The sequence below is a fragment of the Thalassobellus citreus genome (genome assembly GCF_044385915.1).
Taxonomy (GTDB): domain Bacteria; phylum Bacteroidota; class Bacteroidia; order Flavobacteriales; family Flavobacteriaceae; genus Thalassobellus; species Thalassobellus citreus.
Genome location: NZ_JBISCC010000124.1, coordinates 203,110 through 226,416, shown reverse-complemented (window position 1 = coordinate 226,416; position 23,307 = coordinate 203,110). Strand labels below are relative to the sequence as shown.

The 23,307-nt window shown below is 31.0% G+C and carries 11 protein-coding genes and 1 tRNA gene; 1 reads left to right on the top strand and 11 read right to left on the bottom strand.

The window, feature by feature from the left end; genetic code table 11:
- Positions 1-136: 136 nt before the first annotated feature.
- The 8 genes from ACH5TX_RS09865 to ACH5TX_RS09830 form a co-directional block, all read right to left on the bottom strand.
- On the bottom strand, positions 137-4,144 hold the full coding sequence (locus ACH5TX_RS09865) for a pectinesterase family protein (protein WP_439339333.1): 4,008 nt from the start codon (positions 4,142-4,144) through the stop codon (positions 137-139).
- 334 nt (positions 4,145-4,478) lie between these two features.
- Positions 4,479-6,941, bottom strand: coding sequence for a DUF4982 domain-containing protein (locus ACH5TX_RS09860; RefSeq protein ID WP_439339332.1), 2,463 nt, complete (start codon positions 6,939-6,941; stop codon positions 4,479-4,481).
- A 56-nt stretch (positions 6,942-6,997) separates the two neighbouring features.
- A complete protein-coding gene (locus tag ACH5TX_RS09855) occupies positions 6,998-8,659 on the bottom strand; it encodes a glycosyl hydrolase 53 family protein (protein ID WP_439339331.1) in 1,662 nt (553 codons plus the stop codon).
- 132 nt (positions 8,660-8,791) lie between these two features.
- Entirely contained in the window at positions 8,792-9,460 is a 669-nt protein-coding gene (locus ACH5TX_RS09850) for a T9SS type A sorting domain-containing protein (RefSeq protein WP_439339330.1), read from the bottom strand.
- A 91-nt stretch (positions 9,461-9,551) separates the two neighbouring features.
- The gene (locus ACH5TX_RS09845) at positions 9,552-10,691 is read right to left on the bottom strand and encodes a SusE domain-containing protein (protein WP_439339329.1); all 1,140 of its coding nucleotides are present in this window, start codon (positions 10,689-10,691) and stop codon (positions 9,552-9,554) included.
- Between the two features lie 18 nt (positions 10,692-10,709).
- Positions 10,710-12,272, bottom strand: a complete 1,563-nt coding sequence (locus ACH5TX_RS09840) for a RagB/SusD family nutrient uptake outer membrane protein (protein ID WP_439339328.1) — start codon at positions 12,270-12,272, stop codon at positions 10,710-10,712.
- A gap of 12 nt (positions 12,273-12,284) precedes the next feature.
- On the bottom strand, positions 12,285-15,263 hold the full coding sequence (locus ACH5TX_RS09835; protein ID WP_439339327.1) for a SusC/RagA family TonB-linked outer membrane protein: 2,979 nt from the start codon (positions 15,261-15,263) through the stop codon (positions 12,285-12,287).
- Positions 15,264-15,425: 162 nt separating this feature from the next.
- Positions 15,426-19,478, bottom strand: a complete 4,053-nt coding sequence (locus ACH5TX_RS09830) for a hybrid sensor histidine kinase/response regulator transcription factor (protein ID WP_439339326.1) — start codon at positions 19,476-19,478, stop codon at positions 15,426-15,428.
- Positions 19,479-19,778: 300 nt separating this feature from the next.
- On the opposite strand from ACH5TX_RS09830, the gene ACH5TX_RS09825 reads away from it, so the two are divergent.
- Positions 19,779-19,931 carry a transposase gene (locus ACH5TX_RS09825; protein ID WP_439339431.1) on the top strand — a complete coding sequence of 51 codons (153 nt, stop codon included), beginning with the start codon at positions 19,779-19,781 and terminating at the stop codon, positions 19,929-19,931.
- 116 nt (positions 19,932-20,047) lie between these two features.
- On the opposite strand, the gene ACH5TX_RS09820 is transcribed toward ACH5TX_RS09825, so the two are convergent.
- The 3 genes from ACH5TX_RS09820 to ACH5TX_RS09810 all read right to left on the bottom strand — a co-directional run bounded on the left by ACH5TX_RS09820 (position 20,048) and on the right by ACH5TX_RS09810 (position 23,287).
- A tRNA-Met gene (locus ACH5TX_RS09820) sits at positions 20,048-20,120 on the bottom strand.
- A 332-nt stretch (positions 20,121-20,452) separates the two neighbouring features.
- Complete coding sequence (locus ACH5TX_RS09815; RefSeq protein WP_439339325.1) at positions 20,453-21,277, bottom strand: Two component regulator three Y domain protein; 825 nt, start codon at positions 21,275-21,277, stop codon at positions 20,453-20,455.
- Positions 21,278-21,373: 96 nt separating this feature from the next.
- A complete protein-coding gene (locus ACH5TX_RS09810) occupies positions 21,374-23,287 on the bottom strand; it encodes an ABC-F family ATP-binding cassette domain-containing protein (protein ID WP_439339324.1) in 1,914 nt (637 codons plus the stop codon).
- Between the last annotated feature and the right edge of the window lie 20 nt (positions 23,288-23,307).

Here is a 23,307-nt window from a genome sequence, read left to right as displayed (position 1 = left end):
GTTATCACACTGACATACAATATTATCACAAAAAAAAGAACCTTTTTTTGCGATTAAAAAATAAATGTAAAAAATACAAAAAAAAAGACGAATAACTTATAAGCTATTCGTCTTTTAAAGGACTACAAATTAATACTTAGTGTGTTAATACTTTTATAGCTTTTTGACCATCAGCATCTTTAATTGTAACAATCCACAGACCATTTTTAAAATTAAAATCGGTATCTGTATCAGTTTTTAATGATTTAACCAATGCCCCATTAAGATTATAAATATTAATGTTAGTATTCGATTTAACATTAGAAACATAAATTCTATTATTATAACCCGATACTTTTACAGAAGAACCAGATGCAAACACATCATCAATACCTAAACTTATTAATGCAGCAATTGGATCCCAACCATCATTACCTTTTGTAAAATTTAAAGTAGTAATATCTGTTCCGTCAGTTAATTGATCTGTTGAAAGTATAGTTGACCAAGAAGCACGACTCCCAGAATTATCTTCACCAGAAATTTCATTAGTACTTCTTTCATACATCTTACTAGATTCTCCTCCTAAAGAGCTTTTCCATCCATCAGGAAAAATTAAAGATTGCCCTATATAACTTGGGTTATTTGACTCGTCTATAGTTGTATTATAAAATACAACTTCACTTGTATTTGGACTCCATGGACGACCAAAATAACCAGGTTTTGAACCATTAACTGATGCTGTTTCAACACCTGGAACAGGTGATTTTACATGACATTCATACATTAAATACCCTCTTCCACTTGTTTGTTGAGCTGCAGTAATATAAGCAACATCGCTTCCTGAATCACTTGTGTTTAATATAAGATCTGTTTGGTAAAACACAGCACTCATACCTCCATAAATATAATCTACGGCACCCATCATAGCACCTTTGTAAACTACAACTCTAGAGTCTTTTCCTCCGTAAAAAGAATCTTGACGACCAATAACTCGACAATTATTTAAAGTAACTTTATCTGTACCATTTGCAATTCCAATTGCTGCAGCTTGAGTTACATAACCCGCGCTTCTATCTTGCACAGATGTATTACCATAGTCTGTAGGTCTTACTGGCTCACTAATAGCCTTTCTTTCTACAATATCTTCTGATTCTTTTTGAGATATATATTGATTAAATGAATTTTCAAGAATAATATTTTCAGCTGTAAAACCATCAGCGATTACTACAACAGTTGCATTCCAATAAGAACCGTTAGTCGAACCTTCATCATTAACATGTGATATATAGCCATTAGCTTTATTAGCAGCTAATACATCTGCATGCCATTTATTATCAGAACCTTGACTATAAAAATTATATTTTTGACCATAATAAGAAGTGATTCTTACCGCATTGGCATCAATATCTACACCTGCATTTAAAATAGCAATACTAGGTGACGTTGCTGCATTTTTTAAAGTTACGTTTGCACTATTAATAACAATCATTTCTTCATAATTACCTGGATCTATAATTACTGTAACACGTTCATCATTTGGACGATCCATTTGAGCAATAGCATTTAAGGCTTCGTTAATAGTTTGATAATCTTTATCTGTCCCAACAGTAATAATAGCTGCAAAAGAAACAACTTGCTTAATCTCTATATTTGTAAAATAAGTTGTGCCTTGACTAGCTCCACAAGTAATTGTTACTGTTCCCGATGTAGAACCTTGATAAACGTACTCAACACTTTCTATTTGCCCAGTACTTTTACTATTAGTATAAACTAAATCTCCACCATCAATACTAAAATCTGCAGTATAATAATATGATACAATCATTTTTTCGCCAGGATTCATTGAAACTATGATCGTACTACCATCTCCTCCAGAAAGGTGTCCTTTTGCAATTTCATTTTTTAAACCAGAGATAGCCAATCCTTTATAAAACAAATCTGTGTTTAAAATAACCTTATCATCAAAACTCCAATTTGTTACTGGAGTAAATGTTAATGTTTTAGAAGTAGCCGATCCAGAAACAGTTAAATTAGAAGTTAAACCTAATTCAATGGCATACTCATCTAAACCATCATACCCAATCGAATAAACACCATCTCTAAGAGCAACTGCTGTTACATCTGTAAAACTGTATTCATAACCTGTTTCGTCTAAATTAGTAAATGTTAAACTTAATTTACCTAATTGCGTTGCATCTAATGCAGGTGCATCAATTGTTATATTGTGTAATGGTTTTTGTGTAAATGCAATATCTGAAGTTTCAACTCCTGTAATAGTAATTGTATTGGCTAAAATTTCAAAATCATTAACTCCTTCTGCTGAAATTGTATACTCAACTCCTGCTTCAAGATCTACACTATACGTTAACGCTCCTGTATCTATAGTAATAATTGGGTCGTAAATTTTGTTTGCTGCAGGATCAGGCGTATAAGTTAATGAAAGGTTAGTTAAATCGGTTAACCCTGTTATATTACCTGTTACTGTAAATAAATCTACCTGAATCACAGAAACATCATAACTTGTTGTAGTTTCTGTAACATCTAAAGTAAGACCATTAGATATGACATAACCATTAGCATTACCTAAACCAAGTGCATAGGTTTTATCTGCTGGTAAATCTATACTATAAGTACCGCTAGAAACAACTGCTGAATATGTTTTTCCTGCATCATTGGTAAAATCTATAGAATAACCTCCAGGGATACCAGAAGCTAGAGTTTCGTCAACATTACCTGTTAACGTTACATAATTAGCATCTTTTCTTAGTATTCTATAATAACTTGGTTTATCAGCTTCATCATAAATATGATAATCACCTGCAGATTTGGCTACAAATTTCACTTCTTGTACTGTAGCTCCTACTGCTACAATATCATCTTGAACAGCAGGATCTGACGCATATTCAAAATGAATCATTCCTGTTCCTGATTGAGTAAGCATCATTACCGTAACTTCATCATCTTGGTTTAAAGCTAAAGTCATTTGTCTATCAGTTGCTCCACCCGCATTTACATAAACTCTACCTGAATAACCAGAAGCTCCTCCTAGATTTTCGTCATAACGTGTAAGATTCGTATTAGAAGTTCTTAATCGATCATTAGTTCCTCCTGTCCAACTTAAGACTCCCTCTGTAAATGTTGTAGCCAACACATTTCCAGAAGAGCCTGGGGTTATAGTTCCATCATACCAAGCATTAATTTTAGCTTCTGTAAGCATATTATTATATAACACTGGATCTAATTCTTCTGCTCCAAAATCCCAAACATCAGTTTTAATTACAGTAACAGGAAGGTTGCTTACTTCTATAGCTGGTGTATAAGCATTATCGCCACTAAACGTGAAATACAAAGTGGTAGGACCTCCAGTATAAGTAAATTCATAAAACCCGGTTTTATCAGTAGAAACTTTTACATCAGCTGTACCTAAATCACTACCTCCAGCAGTTGTACCTCCACTCATTGTTCCGTTACTATATACAGATCCGTAAAAACGAACAGTAGTACTGGTACCAGTAACATCTACTTCTAGAGAATTTCCACCTTTAAAAGCGACACCATAACCAGAACTATGCCATGGACTTGTAGCTGCTTGTGTTCTTAATTTACCATCAGGACTTGTTGTTGAAGTAACGGGATCCCATTGGGTTCCTGTATTAGTAAAAGTAGATCCATCTGCTAAGTTATAAGAGGATGTAAGTGAAATGACATCAATAACTGGAGTATAGGCATTATCTCCACTAAATGTGAAATATAATGTAGCAGGCCCTCCAATATGAGTAAACTCATAAAAACCTGTTTTATCAGTAGAAACTTTTACATCTTCTGAACCTAAATCATTGCCACCAACTGTTGTACCTCCACTCATCGCTCCATTACTATATATGGATCCGTAAAAACGAACAGTAGTATGACCTATAACATCAATTTCAAGCGAGTTACCATCTTTAAAAGCAACGCCATAGCCAGAACTATGCCATGGACTTGTAGCAGCTTGGGTTCTTACTTTACCATCTGGACTTGTAGTTGTGGTAACTGGATCCCATTGGGTTCCTGTATTAGTAAAAGTAGATCCATCTGCTAAATTATAGGATGTGGTTGTTTGTCCTTGCATCAAAACTGCGCATAACGACAAGGTAATCATTAATAAAATTGATAGTTTCTTCATGTGTCAATTTGTTTAGTTAATTTAGTTATAATCTTTATATTGCTCTACTTTTAAATAGATATTCTCCTTTTGGTTAAATAGAATAATATCTAAATAGAACAATACAAATTATTTAATCATTTATGTAGGTATACTAAACTTGGGGCAAACACTATATGTAATCGATTACATTTAATAATTCTAAAAAATTACATATAAAAATATAACAAAGCAAATTTTAAGAACCCTTGTTTTTTTTTTAAAATTAAAACATTTCAAACAAAAAAAACCACAATACACACATAATCACCTGACTGACAATTGTTTACGCTAAAACAAAATCGAGTAAAAAAACTTAATCTAATGATTTTAATTTCAAACTTGCTTTTTTCAACCCATTACCTGTAACCGATAATTTAATAGTTCCTGGTTCATTTGAAGATTGAACTAACACTACTAATTTTCCGCTAAACAGTTTCATTCTTGGTAAATGGAACATTTCTAAGGAAGTTGCATCACCATTACAAGCAGCTCTGTAAGTTCCTTCTCCTTTAACTTCAAATTTTAATTTATTTGTTGCTGTTGGACAGGGAATACCATGCTTATCAACAAGAGAAACCTCAACAAAAGACAAGTCTTTTCCATCTGCTTTTATTATTTTTCTATCTGGATTAAGCACTATTTTATAAGGTTTTCCTGCAGTATGTATTTCCTTTTCAGCTACGGGTTTTCCTTCATCATCGAAAGCGATCACTTTTAATGTTCCCGGTTCATATTTAACATCCATCCACATTAAACGATATCTATTTTGTGGTGTGGACGTATTCTTTTTTTGAACCCCCATACTTTTTCCATTTATAAAAAGCTCTGCACTATTATAATTTGTATATACAAAAACAGGTGTTGTTTCTCCTTCTCTACCTTCCCAATTCCAATGAGGTAAAACATGTAAGGTTTCTTCTTTTGTATTCCATCGGCTTCTATACAAATAAAAACGATCTTTTGGAAGTCCTGCTAAATCTGAAATTCCAAAATACGAACTTCGTGATGGCCAACTTTCGTCGTAAGGTGTTGGTTCTCCTAAATAATCAAAACCTGTCCATACAAATTCGCCTATTACCCAAGGTTTATCGTCTTGTAAAACAAAATCTTCATCAGGCACATTAGACCAACTACAGGCTTCTAAATCGTAAGAAGAGCTCTGAAAATCATCATATTGCTTATTTTTTTCTTGAACAACGGGGAATTTATAAATCCCTCTAGAACTAACGGTAGAGGCTGTTTCTGATCCTAAAATAACCCCCTGTGGAAAAGTATTATAAGCTTCCTCATATAAATGCACGCGATAATTAAGTCCTGGTATATCTAATAGTGAACCAAAACCAGATGCCATAGTCGCTTTTACTTGATCCATACCTACTGTAACTGGTCTTGTTGGATCTTCTCTATGAAAAATATCTTGCAGCCACTGTGCGCGTTTCACGCCTTCTTTCCCCCACTGATCTGGAACTTCGTTACCCGAACTCCACATAACAATGGATGGGTGGTTTCTTGTTGCTCTTACTAAATTAACGACATCTTTTTCAGCATAGTCTTCAAAAAATCTGTTATATCCATTCTTTACTTTAGGTTTTGCCCATTCGTCAAAGCTTTCTGCTAAAAACATGAATCCCATTTCGTCACATAATTCTAATTGCTCAAAAGAAGGCATATTATGAGAACTACGAATAGCATCACACCCCATATCTTTCAAAATGGTTAGTTGCCTTCGTAATGCGGCTTTATTAATTGCTGTACCTAAAGGTCCTAAATCATGATGCAAACAAACTCCTTTAAATTTTCTAACTTTTCCATTTAAACTAAAGCCTTTGTGTGCTTCATATTTTATTTCTCTTATTCCGAAACGTTGCGTTATTTCATCTTTTAAAACATTCCCTTCATACAATTGCATTTTTGCTGTGTATAAATAAGGGGTTTCTGGACTCCAAAGTTTTGGATTTTTAACTTCTATATTTTGATCAAATTGATTTTCAAAAGATGTATTAGTTTTTAAAGATGTAACTTCATTATTATCTGAATCTACTATTTTAGTTATAATAGAAACATTTTCTCCGGTTATTTTCGATTTAATATTTACAGTTGCTACATCTTTGGTAATTGTAGGTGTTGTAATAAATGTTCCCCATTGGTTAAAACGAGTATTATTGGTAACAATGACACTTACATTACGATATAAACCAGCTCCCGGATACCAACGAGATGAAAATGCTTCATTTGATAATTTTACAGCAAGTATGTTTTCTTTATCAACCAATAAATCCTTAGTAATATCAAAATAGAAATAACTGTAACCATACCCCCATTCTCCAATTTTCTTGCCATTTAAATACACTTGTGGTTCCGCCATAGCGCCTTCAAAAAGAATAATAGCTTTTTTACCTTCTTTAAATTCAGAAATGGTGAATGTTTTTCTGTACCAAGCTGTTCCTATATGGGGTAATGCACCTGTTCGTCCTGTTTTTTCTGTTGCAACTTTTTCACCATTTTGAATAATTGCAGTACTTTGCTTATCTATTTCTTTATCAAACGGACCATAAATAGCCCAATCATGAGGCACATTAACAGTTTCCCAAGTCGTGTCATCAAAGCTTATTTCAAAAGCATGTTCTAAATCTCCTTTTTGAAATTTCCAATCGGAGTCTAAAATAGTTACTGTTCTATTTTCTTTAGAGGATTCTGTTTGTGAACAACTTAATAATGAAGTAAATATAGCAGTACATAAAAAACATATTAGCGAGCTAGGATTCATTTTATTCATGCATTAATTGTTTGAATGGTTAGTTTTAGAAGTAAAACTTCATTGCAAAGTTATATTTATTCTTTTATAAATTTTACCTGCTGAATTCTATCTTCTGTTTTTATTGATAAGATGTATATGCCTGAACTTAAATTAGAAACATCAATAGTATTTCTACCCACTGCTTTAACATCAACAAAAACAGCTTTTCCTAAAATATCCGTGATTTTCAATGATTTGATGATCTCATCATTCGAATTTTGAATATTTATAATATTACCAACTGGATTTGGGTATATTTTTATTTTTTTTGGTGTTTTTTTTTTATCAATACTTAATGTTCCTGATGCTGCAATAGTTAATACAGAAGAAATATCTGAACCTAATTTTGCACCCCAACTTTCTGTCCAAAGTTCAACAGAAAGATCATAATAGTCCCCATTCGTTAAATCTGCACTTGGTATTGTATTTAAAGGTATTGCAAGTGATACAGAAGTTGTAATATCACTACCCGTTGATGGTATCAAAAATTGATTCCCTGTACTTTCTGCAATAGACTCTAGCCAATCACCACTTGAGTTTCTTTTAAATAGTCCAACATAAAAATAATCTGTAGCTTCGTTTGCTGTATAAGTTAAATTCGCTGTTACATTACTACCTTGTTCAACAGGATTAGCAGAAAAACCATCAATTTCAACTTGCTCTATAACGATACTTCCTTCTTCTTTAAAAGCATCTAATGCAAGGGAAGGTCTTCCATTATCTTGCCATGCATTTAATTGATAACCGCTCCAACTTTTTGCACCTTGTGGTTCCCAATAAATGACACCTAATCCTTTTTCATTTGGTACATTCTTTACGGCTGCAATGACAGCTGTTAACATATTATAAGTGTTTTGAACCAAAGTATAATCTCCACCAACTTCTACAATCATCACTTCTTTTCCATATCTAGAAACCATGTCGTTTAGGTTGTATTGTAAATCTGCAATTGTTTCTGTATAATCGGTTCCTAACCAATACGGATAATAAGAAAGACCAATAACATCATATTTTACGTTATTTGATGTGGCATTATCAAAGAAATATCTAAACCGTCCATTATCATTTCCTTGATCAATATGAACAATGACTTTTATTGATGAATCTATTGCTTTAGTAGCATCGTAACCTTTATTTAATAATTGGGCAAGTTGACTCCAATTAGAGGTTCTTCCTTCTGGCCATAACATGCCACTAGGAATTTCGTTTCCTATCTGAACCCATTCTGGTGTTACTCCTGCCGTTTTTAACGCATTCAACACATCAAAAGTGTGATTATAAACATCATCTAGTAATTCTGTAAAGGAATGGTTAGCCCAAGCTGCTGGCTTTGTTTGTTTTCCAGGATCAGCCCAAGAATCGCTATAATGAAAATCAATCATAACCCGCATTCCCAATTCCTGTGCTCTAACAGCCATTACAACCGTTTCTACTGGACTACAATGTCCATTTGCTTTATCATCCGAAGGATCAACCCACACTCGCAAGCGAATGGTATTCAATCCTCTATCTTTAAGAAGTTGTAAGCAATCTTTAGATGTACCATCAACATCATAAAACTCATATCCGGTAGCTTCCATTTGCGGTAACCAACTTACATCACCGCCTTTTGAAAATGTAGCATTTTGAGAATAACTAACATAAGATATAAACAATAGCAATAAAATTAATCGAAAATCCTTCAATTTTTTTTTCATATTTTCTATTAAAACCTATAAAACAAGGTTTTCTATATAATTATTATAATTTAAAAGTCTTTGTATAATCAAAGAACAATATAACTATTTATCGAATAAAGTTATATTGTTTTCTTAACCTATTTAAAGAGATTATTGTTTCAAAAATTTAATTGGTTTTAAACTATCAAGTTGTAAAAAATACAATCCTTTAGATAAGCTTGAAACGTTTATTAATTCTATATTTTTAGAGTTACTTTTTTTAGCTACAATCTTACCTAAAACATTAGTTATTACATACGATTTATATTGTGAAGCAGAATTACTAGCTTTAATATTTAATTCTTCTGAAACTGGATTTGGGTAAATAGAAAACGTCTCATCACTAAACCACTTAACGGCTAATGTTCCTGAAGCTGCTAATGTTATTGTTGGATAATCTCCAGCTAACAAACCTGCCCATGCTTCGGCATTAAGTTCTACTTTAATATCATAATATTGACCATCTGTTAAATCGGCACTTGGTGTAGTAGTAGCTGGTATTGTTATAGTTGATGAGGTTGCAATATCTGTTCCGCTAACTCCTACAGGGTTAATAAAACCTTCAGCTATTGTAGCTGCCCAACTACCGTCAGAGTTTTTTAGCTCCATACCAATATAAATAATATCATTTGCATTATCTGTACTATACGTGATATTAAGAGTAACATCTCCATCTACTTCGGCAGGATTAGAATTAATTGAAGTTACACTAATTGATTGTGCCACCCCGTTAAACGCAACAGAAACACATAGAAGTAAAAAAAGTAATTTTGTTTTCATAATATAATTGTTTTAATAGTTAGTAAAGAATTTAATATGTTATTAGAAGAAGTAATAGGTTCCGTTTACTCCTCCTTTACAAATAGAATTATTAATTTAAAACGATTGTTTTATTGACAGCATCAATAGTTAAGGTGTAAGCACCTGGAGTTCCTGTAAATTTAAAGTTGGCATCTTCGCTTCCATCATTTTCAAAATTGGCATCAATAGTAAACCCTTCCGTTTCATAATAAGTGTAATTATTATTAGTATCCCATTCTCCTTGTGTTTGGAAAAACCTGAATATTCCATTCGACAATGTTATACTAGCTTGCCAAACATCAGGACTTATTTCTACAAATTCTGTTTCTCCTCCTGAAAAATCCCATCCGCCTGGAGTGGCATCGCCAACAGCCCAAAGCGATCCTGATGGATTTAACACAATTGTTTTTTCATTATCATCTATTACTAATTCATAGATTCCAGGAGTACCTATAAATTTAAAATTATCATCATTTCCTCCTCCATTTTCAAAATTTGAATCAATAGTATAGCCTTCAGTTTCATAATACACATAGTCTAAATCTGAACCCCAATCGCCATCTGTTTGAAAAAACCTAAATATCCCATTTGTAATTGACACTTTAGTTCTTTGAACATTAGCATCACAAGTTGAAGTAATACTGAAATTCCATCCTGCATCAACTATTGCATCTCCAACTAACCAAAGTGGATCACACTCAGTAGTTGCTTCAACCTTTTCAATTAATTTAATGCTAATACTTTGAGTATCTGATATAATTTCATCAGTACCAGCCCCTCCATTACCAATAATAGATTTCACTCTAAAATAGATAACACCTATATTATTCGGGTTACCAGCAACATCTGTAGTAACCGGATCATCATCTAATTCTAATTGATTCGCTAAACCTAATAATTGACTAATTAACACAGGATAATTAGTTTCGTTAGTTGTACCTATTGATATTGGACTTGTAAATGGTGCGTCAATTGCCGCTTGAACTTCATAAGTATTATTAACACCTAGAGTTGTTGCATTCCAAATAAAACGATCTGCAATATTGTCTTTAGTTTCTTCTGATAATATATATTCACTAGCAAAAGAATTTTGAAAAGCAATCTCTTCTGAGCTTAAATCTGCAATAAATATTTCACTGGTTTCTTCATCACAATTTGTAAACAAAATCATGACACTGACAGATAATATTGAATAAATTATATTTTTCATTTTAATTTAGTTTTAAAGTTAGTAACCTGGGTTTTGAGTTAAGTTTGGGTTTGATAGTATATCTGAAATTGGAATTGGAAATAGTTTATATTTACTATCTACAGCAGCTCCTTGTTTTACTCCACCTTTCCAAGCCCATAAATAATCTGCAGAAGTAAATCTGTTATACCTTATTAGATCTGTTCTTCTGTAGCCTTCCCACATAAATTCACGTGCTTTTTCATCTAGTATGAAGTCTAATGTAAGTTCTGATTGATTAATATTGCCGAGTGAACTATTAGGATCATTATCATAAGCTCTACCTCTAATTTTGTTTACATATGCTAAAGCTGAAGACACGTCTCCTCCTGCACCACCTCGTAATACTGCTTCCGTATATATTAAATACATTTCTGCTAATCTAAACACAGGAAAATCTATATCGCTTAAATTATTATAAGTGTTATTTTGAGTTATGCTATTACCAGATCTATCTACATTTCTGTATTTATAAATAGAATACCCCTGTTTTGAGTTTGATAAAGATTCGATATCTAATGTTCTACTAGATTCATCATTTTCTGTCCAAAAAACAGCTCTATGATCTATACTCGGGTCGTTACTTGGGAACAAAGCAGGTATAGAAGGTGTTACTCTATAAAGGTTCCAACTAGCACTCATTCCATTAATTTCAGCAGGTACTCCAGATGCACCAAGAGCATATACATTTGTAGTTCCCCAAGATTCTACATTTCCATTATCAAAATTGAATGTAAAAATAAACTCGTTTGTATTTTGATGATTATCTCCAAGCATTAACCATTCATGGTTAGACTCTAAAGAATAGCCTGCCTCAATTACTTTTTTACTATAAGTAATTGCATCACTATAACGATCTTCCCCTCTATATACTTCAGCATTCAAATATAGGCGCGCTAACAAAGACCAAACAGCAGCATTATCTGCACGTCCATATTCATTAGATCTTGGTGTTACCAATAATCCGTCGATAGTTTTTAATTCTGATTCAATAAAATCAAATAAATCTGCTTGTTTTATTTGATTTGGCACTTCGCTATTTAGCAATGTTTCTACAGTTGGAAAAGAAGGATTACCGTATAAATCTAACAACATCCAATATGCATAGGCACGTATATATCTGACTTCTGCTAAAAAAGTTGCAATCTCAGTTTTATCTGTTTCAGAGAACCCTCTTTGATCTAACACATCTGGTGATGCTTCAATAATAAAATTATTGCATAAAGTAATTAAGTACAATCCACTTGTATAAGCATCTGATGATTCTGGGTGGTCTGAAGACCAATTTAATTCAGTAGTTTTATGGCTATTCCATGTATTTACAGCTTCATCTGTGGTAAGTTCCTGTAATTCCCAATAGCCCCTATAGAAAAAATTATTTGATCCAGATAATTGTAAATATGTACCAATAAGTCCTTGTTTATAACCTTCAATGGTGCTAAATTGATCATCGTTTGTTAATGCATTGGTTGGAAATCTATCTAAATCATCTGTACAAGAAGCGAATAATAAAGAGATTATAATAATTCCCAAATATTTAATATTTAATATTTGTGTTTTCATTTTGTGCATGTTTTAAAAATTAAATTTTAAAGATGTAGAGAATGTTCTAGGTGCTGTATAACTGCCACCACTGCTATTTCCATAATTCCATGCAGCTTCAGGATCTCCTCCTGTAAAACCTGTTATGGTGAAAACATTTTGAACTGATGCTGACACAATTAAATTTATTGGATTCTTTTTTCCTTTTAATAAATTTCCAAGATCATAACTTAGGTTTATGTTATCCATTTTTAAAAAGGATGCATTCTGTAAATAATAATCGCTAAAATTTTGATTGTTATTTCCACTTTGAGTAAAATTAGTATCAAAGTAAGACTGATGTATATTACTTCGGAATATGCCATTATAAACAGAAGATAAATTGTCTGACGGTTTAAAAAACACATACTGGCCTAAATTAGAATGGAATGCCATGCTTAAGGCTAACTTTTTATAATTAAAAGTTGTATTAAAACCCATAATATGCTTAGGCGTTGAGCTTTTTGTTCTATATCTATCTTTTTCATTTATTGCTCCATCATTATTTATATCGACCATTTGATCCTCTATGGGGTTCCCATTTGTATCGTATACTTGGTGATATAAAAAGAATGTGTTTCTTGTATAACCAACAGTGTTTACCAAAATGTTACTACTAAATAATCCTGTACCAGAATCATCACCTTCAGATAATTTTGTGATTTTATTTTCATTATAACTATAGTTAAAACCTAAATTCCAACTAAAATCAGTTTTTTGAATTGGAGTCGCATTCACTTTTATTTCAAAGCCTTTATTTTCTAAGCTACCTATATTTTTCACAATACTATTAGCAAAATCTGTTCCTGAAGGAATAGTTATTTGATTTAATAAATCTTCTGTTTCTCTGTAGTACACATCAAAACTACCAGATAATCGGTTATTGAATAAACCCCAATCTAAACCTGCATTAGAAGTAATTGATTGCTCCCATTTTCTATTCCTATCTGTAGCACTAGGATTTACTCCTTGTACAAAATCATTACCAATAGGGTAACTAATACTAGAAGACCCTAAATTATATGTAGGAATATAACCATAGTTTCCAATACCATTTTGTTGACCTGTTATTCCATACCCTATTCTAAATTTTAAATCTGAAATAGTCTTAGATTCTTTTAAGAAATTTTCATCACTAATTTTCCATGCTAAAGAAGCAGAAGGAAATACACCCCAACGGTTGTTTTTAGAAAATCTAGAAGACCCATCTGTTCTAATCGTACCGGTAAGAACATATTTATCATTTAAAGTATAGATTAACCTACCAAAGTATGATATCAATGTGTTTTGGGGAATATCAAAATCAAAATTTGGTGAAGATCCTGTTTGGATGGCCCCATCAACATCATAGGTTGGATAAAAATAATTGGTTGTTTTAAAATCATTATATCCATATCCTGCTAATATGTTAATTCTACTTTTAATAGATTCAATATCTTTTAAGTAGTTTAATGTAATTTCAGAAAATACATTTTTTGTTTCAGATCCTGGATCTCCTTTAGAAACAACACCATTAGATATATTTGCTGGGAAATGATTAGCTGGCACAAAATAATTCCATTTGCTTTTCGCTATATCATAGCCTGTATTTATTTTCACGCTTAAATCTGGAAAAAAATGTAGTTTGTAATCTATTTGAATATTCCCAATACTTCGCATATTTTTTACTTTGTCATTAACCTGGTCTAATTTTGAAACAGGATTGTTATGACCGTGTAAAACAGCTGGATTTGAAGCAAATTCTTCATACTGCCAATAACCTCCATAAATAGAGTTTTCATCTCTTACAGATTGAGTCGGGTCAAAATTTACTGCCGTATAAATTGAAGATTCGTCTGCTTTCCTTTCATCTTGACTAATCCCTTTTACATTCAAATTAATTTTAAGATGATTGTCAAAAAACGTTGGACTTAAGTTTATTGTAACTGTATTTCTTTTAAAGTTTCCTGTTTTTAATGTTCCATCTTGATCTAAGTGACCTAATGAAAGCCTATAAGGAAGATTTTTAATTCCTCCACTTAAACTTATAGAATGATCGGTAGTTAAAGCGTTTTTAAAAATTTCATCTTGCCAATTGGTATTTGCTGTGCCCAAATTAAAATCTGCTATTGGGACACCAGAAACTAAAGACGCTTTTTCGGCAATAGCTCTATATTGATCACCTGTTATTACATCTTGATTAAACACATTTGTTGAAACAGATAATTTTGATGTAAATGAAATCTTTAAATCTCCTGTTTTACCTTTTTTTGTTGTAATAATTATAACACCATTAGATCCTCTTGAACCATAAATAGCAGCTGCTGATGCATCTTTTAACACCGTAAAGGATGCAATATCATCTGGATTTAAGGCACTTAATACACCTGGTCCATCTGATAAACCAATTGGAACACCATCAATAACAAACAAAGGTGTGTTAGAAGCGCTTAAAGAAGCACCTCCTCTTAGTAAAAAAGAACTTCCGGCACCAGGTTTACCACTAATAGGAGTTATTTGTACACCTGGAACTTTATTTGCGATAAGCTGTTCTGCATTAGTAACAAACCCTTTTTGAAATTCTTTTGAATCAATTTGTGTAATAGAACCTGTTAAATCTTTTTTTCTTGTCGATCCATATCCAATTAACACTATTTCGTTTAAGCTCTCTGCATTTTCTTGCATTGAAACATTAATAATGCTATTTGCTACCGTTTTTTCTATAGTAACATATCCAATAAAAGAGTAAACTAAAACATCTCCTTTTTGGGTTGCAATCTCATAATTACCATCAAAATCTGTTGTAACACCATTATTGGTACCTTTAACTATTATGTTTACTCCTGGTAATGGAGATATTGTTGAAGCTTCTGTAATAGTCCCTTTAACAATTATGTTTTGTCCAAAAAAAACCATTGGTATCAAAAAAAACGCCCCAAAACAATATAGTTTTTGTATTGAAAAGCTTAAGCTTTTCATTAATTTTCTATTCATTCTTTAATTAGTTTAGTAAAGTTTATGTTGCAGCTTATTTAAGGCTTAAGCTAGGTGTAAGTAACTTATATAACTAAAAAAGAAGGTGGGTCAGTTTCATCAGGAAGAGGTGTGAAACTCGTTATTTTTCTGTTTTTAGAGACTAAAATATCAAATCTACAATTAAGCGTCTTTATTGTTGATGAATTCTGAAGGATTGGCGTTAAATTTTTGTTTAAAAAGTTTGCTAAAATATTTTCGATCGGAATACCCGACTTTAAAACAAGCTTCGGATACCGAATAACCAAGCTCTTCTATTAATTGTTTAGCAATGGATAATCTATATTCTCTAACAAAAGTAATATAAGACATTCCTGTTAGTGCTTTAATTTTTTTATACATAACAGAATGGCTCATCCCAATCTCTTTTGAAATGATTTCTGCTTTTAAATTATTTGTTTCTAAATTGCTATTTATAACTTTATATAGTTTTTCTAGAAATACTTGATCTACAGAATTAATAGCTAATTCGTTAGGCGATAGTATACTTTCGTTTTTAAACTTATTTTTAAGTCGTTTTCTATTGTTTAATAAATTACTTATTCTCGTTTTAAGTAAATCTTCATCAAAAGGTTTTGTTATATATTCATCTGCTCCAGTTTCAAATCCTTCCATTTTGTTTTTTGGAGTCGTTCTTGCTGTTAGAAGCACGATAGGAATATGACTTGTATTAGAATTTAATTTCATCTTTTTAGTGAATTCTAGACCATCCATTATTGGCATCATAATATCACTAATTATTAAATCTGGAAACGTATCTATTGCACGTGCCATACCTTCTTCTCCATTCGAAGCTTGTAACACGATATAATCATCAATCAATATTTCCTTTAAATAATTTTGTATTTCTATGTTATCTTCTACAATTAATATGCTCGCTTTTTTTGTATTAGACTTTTCTGTTTTTAGAGCTTTTGTTTTTTTATCCTCTTTATAACTAGATTCAAAATCATCTTCAATTATAATAACATTATTAGAAAAGTGTTTTTTATCCTTAAGCAATTTAACTTCAAATGTACTCCCTACTCCTTTTTTACTTTCAACATTAATATCTCCTTTGTGAAGGTTTATAATTTCTTTAGAAATTGATAATCCAAGACCAAAACCTGGTTTTTCTATTGTTTCAGCAACTTTTTCTTGATAAAAGCGATTAAATATTTTTGATAAAAACACATCTGTCATACCAATACCTGAATCTTTAATAAAAACATATACATGGCTTTTATTATGCTCTATTTTAACTTGAACTTCTCCTTTATTTTTTGTGAATTTAAAAGCGTTGGTTAATATATTATAGATAACCTTTTCTAACTGATTTTTGTCAAACCACAATTCAATCTTATCAGTTTCAGCTTCAAAAGTATATTCAATATTTCTATCTAAAGCAATCTCTGAAAACGATAAAAATATTTCTTTACAATACGAAACAAACTCTTCTTTAGTAACTCGTAATTGCATTTCATTAGTTTCTAACTTTCTAATATCTAATAATTCATTTACTAATTGCAATAAATTATCACTACTTTTTTTAATTACATGAGCCGCATTTGCATGCTTTTTTTCTAATACACCACCCTTATCAAATAATCGGTTAATAGAACTTAATATAAGCGTTACAGGCGTTCTAATTTCATGTGAAATATTAGTAAAAAATTGCTGTTTTAAATTATAAAGCTCATTATCTTTTTCATGGTTCAGTTTTTCGAATTCTAAATTAGATTTCATGCGTTCCCAACCAATAGTATATTTTCTAAATAAATAAAATAAAAATATTAATATGGCACCATAAATTAAAAATGCCCCCCATTTTAGCCAATAAGGGTTTAAAATATGTATATCGACGGAAGTATATGAGTCTCCCCAATTACTGCCTATTTCTTTACTCTTTACTTTAAATATGTAATTTCCTGGAGACAAATTAGTATAGGTTGCCGTTCTATCCTTCCCAATATACCGCCACGTTTCGTCAAAATTTTCCATTTTAATTGCATATTCGCAAGTATTTGAAAATGGAAATTGTAATGCAGAAAATTCAAAGGTTAAAACATCTTGATTGTGTTTAAGTGTAATTTCATCTTCTAAGATTATATTCTTTTCTAAAACACCATGTTCTTCTATTTTAACCTCTTTATTGAATAATTTAAAACTTGTTATTTTAACCTTTGGTTGTGTTCTATTTATTTTTACAGTTTTAGGATTAATCTTTAAAACATCATTCATTCCTCCAAAATAAAGCAACCCTTGTTCGTCTTTAAAAATGGAATTAATATGAAATTCGCCAGTTAGATTAGGAAAGGAATTAAATTTATTTGTTTGATAACTATAATTGATGACACCTTGTTTTGTACTAAACCAAATAGTTTGATTATCATCTTCAATAATACCAGTAATTGTAAAGTATTTTATTTCTTCAATATTTTCAAAACGTTCAATTTGGTTGGTTTGCAGGTTCATTCGATTGATGCCTTCACCAAAAGTGCCAATCCATAAATAGTTTTTTGAATCTTTAAATAATGAAAAAATGTTATTACTACTTAATGTTGTAGAATCTTGCTCTTTATGTGTATAAAAATTGGACGTTTTAGTTTTTGTATCAAAAACATTTAAGCCACCACCAAAAGTAGCGATCCATAATTTATCTCCATCAGGCTCTAAATCAATAACATTATCACTATTTAAAGCTTTCGTATTTTCTCTATAATTTATAAAAGATTCATCAGTAGGATTAAAATAATTTATACCGCCTCCCCAAGTAGCAAGCCATAAATTATTATTCTTGTCTTCTATAATATCTCTTACATCATCAAAACTGATAGAGTTGGTATTGTTAAACTCATGTTTATACTGAAGGGTTTCATTCCTTTGTTCATTAAACTTTATCAATCCATTTGAAAAAGTGCCTAACCAAACATCTCCGTTTTTGGTTTCTATTATTTTCTGAATGTAATTCGCTTTAATAGATGAATAATTCTTTTTTTTATTATAGTATTTAACCTTTTCCGAATCAGTATTGTAAACCGTTAAACCTTCACCATCAAGCCCAAGATAAAGCTTAGTATTATTTTTGTAAATGGATAATACTGGTGATGGATTTAGTCCAACTATATCACTATATAAAGTTTCATTTGTATGCTTTTTATCTAGAATACTTATTCCGTTCCACGCTGTACCAAACCAAATATTAGCATCATCATCTTCCATAATCTCATAAATAGCATTTCCAGAAAGTGACGATTCTAATTGAGCATTATACAAATAATTGTGAACTATTGGTTGCTTTCCATTTGGGTATTGAATCTCGAAAACACCATTACCGTCGGTACCAATCCATAAATTATCTTTACTGTCTTTTTTTATAGAACGAACAATATTTATTTCTTGTTTTAGAGATAGGTTTTCTTTGAAAAAATCTGATAACTTCAATGTTGCTATATCAACTAATAACAACCCACTTCCATTTGTTCCTATTAAAATTTTATCTGAATTTAAAGCTGAAATGGTATATATGAAATCTGAAATTTGAGTTTGTTCAGAAATTATTTGTTGAAACTTCTCTTCAATTATATCAAAAACAAACAAGCCTTTACCAAAAGTACCAATCCATAAATCACCATTTTTATCTTCATAAATACTAGTAATACTATTGCTCCTTTTAGATTGATTTGCATTTAACTGATGGGTATACGACGTAAACTTTTTAGTTTCCGGGTCTAATTTACACAGCCCCTTTTCTGTTCCTAACCAAATTTGACCTTTAGAATCTTCAATAGCCGTTGTTATATGATTTGACAGCAGGGAATTTGGTTCATTTACATTTGATTTAAAAACTTCAAAAGAATCTTTATCTGCATTATAATAATTTAGCCCACCGCCAAGAGTTGTAATCCAAAGCCTATTCTTTTTATCAATTAATAAATCTGAAATATCATTAGAATTAAGATTACTATTTTTTTTATTATAAACTCTTACTCCTAATCCATCATATCTATTTAATCCATTTCTAGTTCCAATCCATACAAATCCATCTTTTTCTTTTTCTAAACAAATAATCCCTTCATTGGATAACCCTGAAGATTGATTGATTTTTTTAAATACAGATTGTGATTGACTATTGCACAGATTTATACTTAAAATAAATAGTATGAAAAAATAAAAAAATGGTTTCGAAATTTTCAAAATTTGATTGTTAAACATCGAAAAAGATATTTCACGTTTACTGTTTATAGTCATATTGTCTTAAAACTTAAATATTTTAAAAGCTACTATAGATTAGCAAATACAATAAACCACTTTATAGTTGCTTTCCAAAATAATAGCAAAATTATTTAGTCTTCGACTTCTTTTTAATTAAAGTAATTGCTAGGATAAAATTCAACGCAAAGACAAAAGCCTTTAAAGGTGTAAAAATGTAGAACTCTTTCTTTTAAGATTAATTAGACTTTTTGCTAAAACACAACTTTTGGTCTTGATTCGTCAATACACTATAAGAATATACTCTACTATTTTGATAACCGAAGTACTAATGCCTCTGCTGAATCCTTAAATGCCAAAATAAAGGCTTTTAGAGCACAATTTAGAGGCGTTAGGAACGTATATTTTCTCTTTAGACTTACTTCAATTTTTGCCTAATCTAAAATCCCTCAAGTTTTGGACTTGATCCCTTGATCCTTCAATTTGTTGTACACATGCTGTACAGAGAAATAAAAAAAAGCCTTTCAATTTCTTGAAAGGCTTGGTTTTTCTAGTAGCGGGAACTGGACTCGAACCAGTGACCTTCGGGTTATGAGCCCGACGAGCTACCTACTGCTCTATCCCGCGATATAATTCCTAAAACAACTTACTTAGCTTTTAACTTTCGGCTCATAATACCGACCAAATTATTTCGGACTGCAAATATACAATCATTTTTAGGTTTCTACAAACATAAATTTATAAAATATTATAGTTAAATGTTATCTACCTGAAAATGTACTAATTCCAAATTAATAAACTTAATTTTTGCTTTTATTGGGTTACAAATTGAACTATCAAGTAACACGTAGATACTTTCCCAACAATAAGAACATATAAAATATAGCTTAAAATAAAAAAGCAGATAGACATTATATGCTATCTGCTTTCTTCAACTAAATTTATAAAACTTTACTAAATTATTCTTTTTCAATATCCATTGTTGCAGTAGCATTCTGCATTTCAGTCATCATTAAAGTAGGAGGGTTTTTACCTGAAACACTTATGTACTCTTGATTTAAATTATTATCACTAACCATGATAGTATTTAAATTAGATAAATTCATAAACTCTAATGGTAAATCACCAGTAAGCTTATTAGTAGATAAAATTAACTCTTCTAAATTAGTTAATTGAGCAATTTCTACTGGAATCTCTCCTTCTAATTTATTATCCATCAAACTAAGTTTTTCTAGTTTAGATAAAACATAAATATCATTTGGAATAGTTCCTGTTAAAAAATTACTTCCTAATAAAAGTTCTTTTAAATTGGTTAGCCCCATTAAAGATTGAGGAATATTTCCTTCGAACTTATTACTATATAATTTTAAAGCTTCTAATTTTTTTAATTCACCTAATTCTGAAGGAATATGGCCTTCAAGTCTATTCATAAATAATTCTAAAGATGTTAATTCTTTTAAATTCTTTATAGACGAAGGAATAGTTCCTTCTAATTTGTTAAAACCTAGATTAATCTTTCTTAAACTAACTAAGCTTCCTATTTCTTGTGGTAAAGTTCCTTGTAAGTTATTGAACTGCAAATTAATTTCAACAACCTTATTATTTTCAATTTTAACACCATACCATGTATCAATTGAAGTATTTAAGTCCCAAGTAGAGTTCCACTCGGCACCATTAGTAGCATTATATAATGCAATTAAGGCATCTTTATCATTTGAAGATACGTTTGCAAAAGAGTATACTGTAACAAAGAAAAATACAGCTATAAGTTTTAAGTTTTTCATTTTGAATAAATTTGGGATTAATTCTTAAGCGAAGATACTCTAGATGCAGACTAAAAACCATTTTATTCGATGAAATGCATTAAATTTTAACAATTACTAATCGACCAACTGCTCAATTTCCAGTTGAATGTCTTCCCATTTTTGCATAAAAACTTGTAAATCTGCTTTCTTTTTTTGATAATTATCAAAGAAATTTGGTTGAGACGAAACTTCTTCATAATTAATCTCAAGCGATACATCTATAGCTTTTAATTCTCGCTCTAAGTCATTTATTTTAGACTCAACATTACTCAATTTATTATTTAAAGATTTGATCTTTTTTTGATCTTCGTAAGATTGTTGTTTCTTTTCTTTAGGAGCTTCTTTCTTTACAACCGTTCTTTTTTCAACTTCACGTAAATTTTCAACTTTACGTTGCTCTAAATAATAATCAATATCCCCTAAATACTCTTTTACTTTATGATCTTTAAATTCGTAAACACTACTAGTTAATCCTTGTAAAAAATCACGATCGTGAGAAACTAAAATTAAAGTACCTTCAAATCGTATTAATGCTTCTTTTAAAACATTTTTAGATTTTATATCTAAGTGATTTGTTGGCTCATCCATTATTAAAACATTAAATGGTTGAAGCATTAATTTAGCTAATGCTAAACGGTTACGTTCACCTCCAGAAAGCACACGCACATATTTATCTGCTTCTTCTCCTCTAAACAAAAACGATCCTAATATATCTCTTACTTTACTTCTATTCGTTTCATTAGCGGCATCAATCATGGTGTCTAATACCGTTTTACTCCCATCTAAATACTCTGCTTGATTTTGAGCAAAATATCCAACCTGTACATTATGTCCTAGCTTTAAAAGGCCATCATACTTAATATCTCCAACAAAAATCTTAGCTAAAGTAGATTTTCCTTGTCCGTTTTGTCCAACAAATGCCGTTTTGGTATCTCGCTCAATAAGTAAATCTATATTTTCTAAAACCTGATTATCACCATAATTTTTTGACACGTTTTCGGTTTCAACAACAACCTTTCCTGGAGTAATAGACACCGGGAAGTTAAGTGTCATCACACTATTATCATCTTCATCAACCTCAATTCTATCAATTTTATCTAATTTCTTAATAAGCGATTGCGCCATAGTAGCTTTAGAAGCTTTAGCTCTAAACTTCTCAATCAGCTTTTCTGTTTGTTCAATTTGCTTTTGCTGATTTTTTTGAGATGCCAACTGCTGCGTTCTCAATTCTTCTCTAAGCACCAAGTATTTTGAGTATGGTTTAGGGTAATCATAAATCCTTCCTAACGAAATCTCAATGGTTCTATTGGTTACATTATCTAAAAACATTTTATCGTGCGATACTATCGCTACGGCTCCTGTATACCCTTTTAAAAACCCTTCTAACCAAATAATAGATTCGATATCTAAATGGTTTGTTGGCTCATCTAAAAGTAAAATATCGTTATCTTGAAGTAATAATTTAGCCAATTCAATACGCATACGCCAACCACCAGAAAACGTATCGGTAAGTTTATTAAAATCTTCTCTTTTAAAACCTAAGCCTTGAAGGATTTTTTCAGTATTACCTTGATAATTGTAACCTCCTAAAATTTCATATTGATGTTGAAGCTCATTAACATCTATCATTAATTGATGGTAGCCGTCACTTTCATAATCTGTACGCTCTGCCATTTGCGTATTAACAGCTTCCATTTTAGCTTCTAATTCTTTAATCTCTATAAAAGCTTCGTAGGCTTCTTCCAAGACCGTTCTTCCTAAAATAAAATCTATATCCTGCTTTAAAAAACCAATTTTAAGTTCTTTATCTGCTGCAATCTGACCTGTATCAGGCTCCATCTCTTTAGATAAAATCTTTAACATGGTAGATTTACCAGCACCATTTTTTCCAATAAGGCCTATTCTATCGCCATTACCAAGTTTAAATGTAATATCTTCAAATAGGTATTCCCCTTGGAATGAAACCGATAAATTATGAATGTTCATCATAGAAATGTAACTTAAGCTAC

Coding starts and splice junctions, on each gene's coding strand:
- ACH5TX_RS09865 (WP_439339333.1), bottom strand. CDS start 4,144: ATGAAGAAACTATCAATTTTATTAATGATTACCTTGTCGTTATGCGCA.
- ACH5TX_RS09860 (WP_439339332.1), bottom strand. CDS start 6,941: ATGAATAAAATGAATCCTAGCTCGCTAATATGTTTTTTATGTACTGCT.
- ACH5TX_RS09855 (WP_439339331.1), bottom strand. CDS start 8,659: ATGAAAAAAAAATTGAAGGATTTTCGATTAATTTTATTGCTATTGTTT.
- ACH5TX_RS09850 (WP_439339330.1), bottom strand. CDS start 9,460: ATGAAAACAAAATTACTTTTTTTACTTCTATGTGTTTCTGTTGCGTTT.
- ACH5TX_RS09845 (WP_439339329.1), bottom strand. CDS start 10,691: ATGAAAAATATAATTTATTCAATATTATCTGTCAGTGTCATGATTTTG.
- ACH5TX_RS09840 (WP_439339328.1), bottom strand. CDS start 12,272: ATGAAAACACAAATATTAAATATTAAATATTTGGGAATTATTATAATC.
- ACH5TX_RS09835 (WP_439339327.1), bottom strand. CDS start 15,263: ATGAATAGAAAATTAATGAAAAGCTTAAGCTTTTCAATACAAAAACTA.
- ACH5TX_RS09815 (WP_439339325.1), bottom strand. CDS start 21,277: ATGAAAAACTTAAAACTTATAGCTGTATTTTTCTTTGTTACAGTATAC.
- ACH5TX_RS09810 (WP_439339324.1), bottom strand. CDS start 23,287: ATGATGAACATTCATAATTTATCGGTTTCATTCCAAGGGGAATACCTA.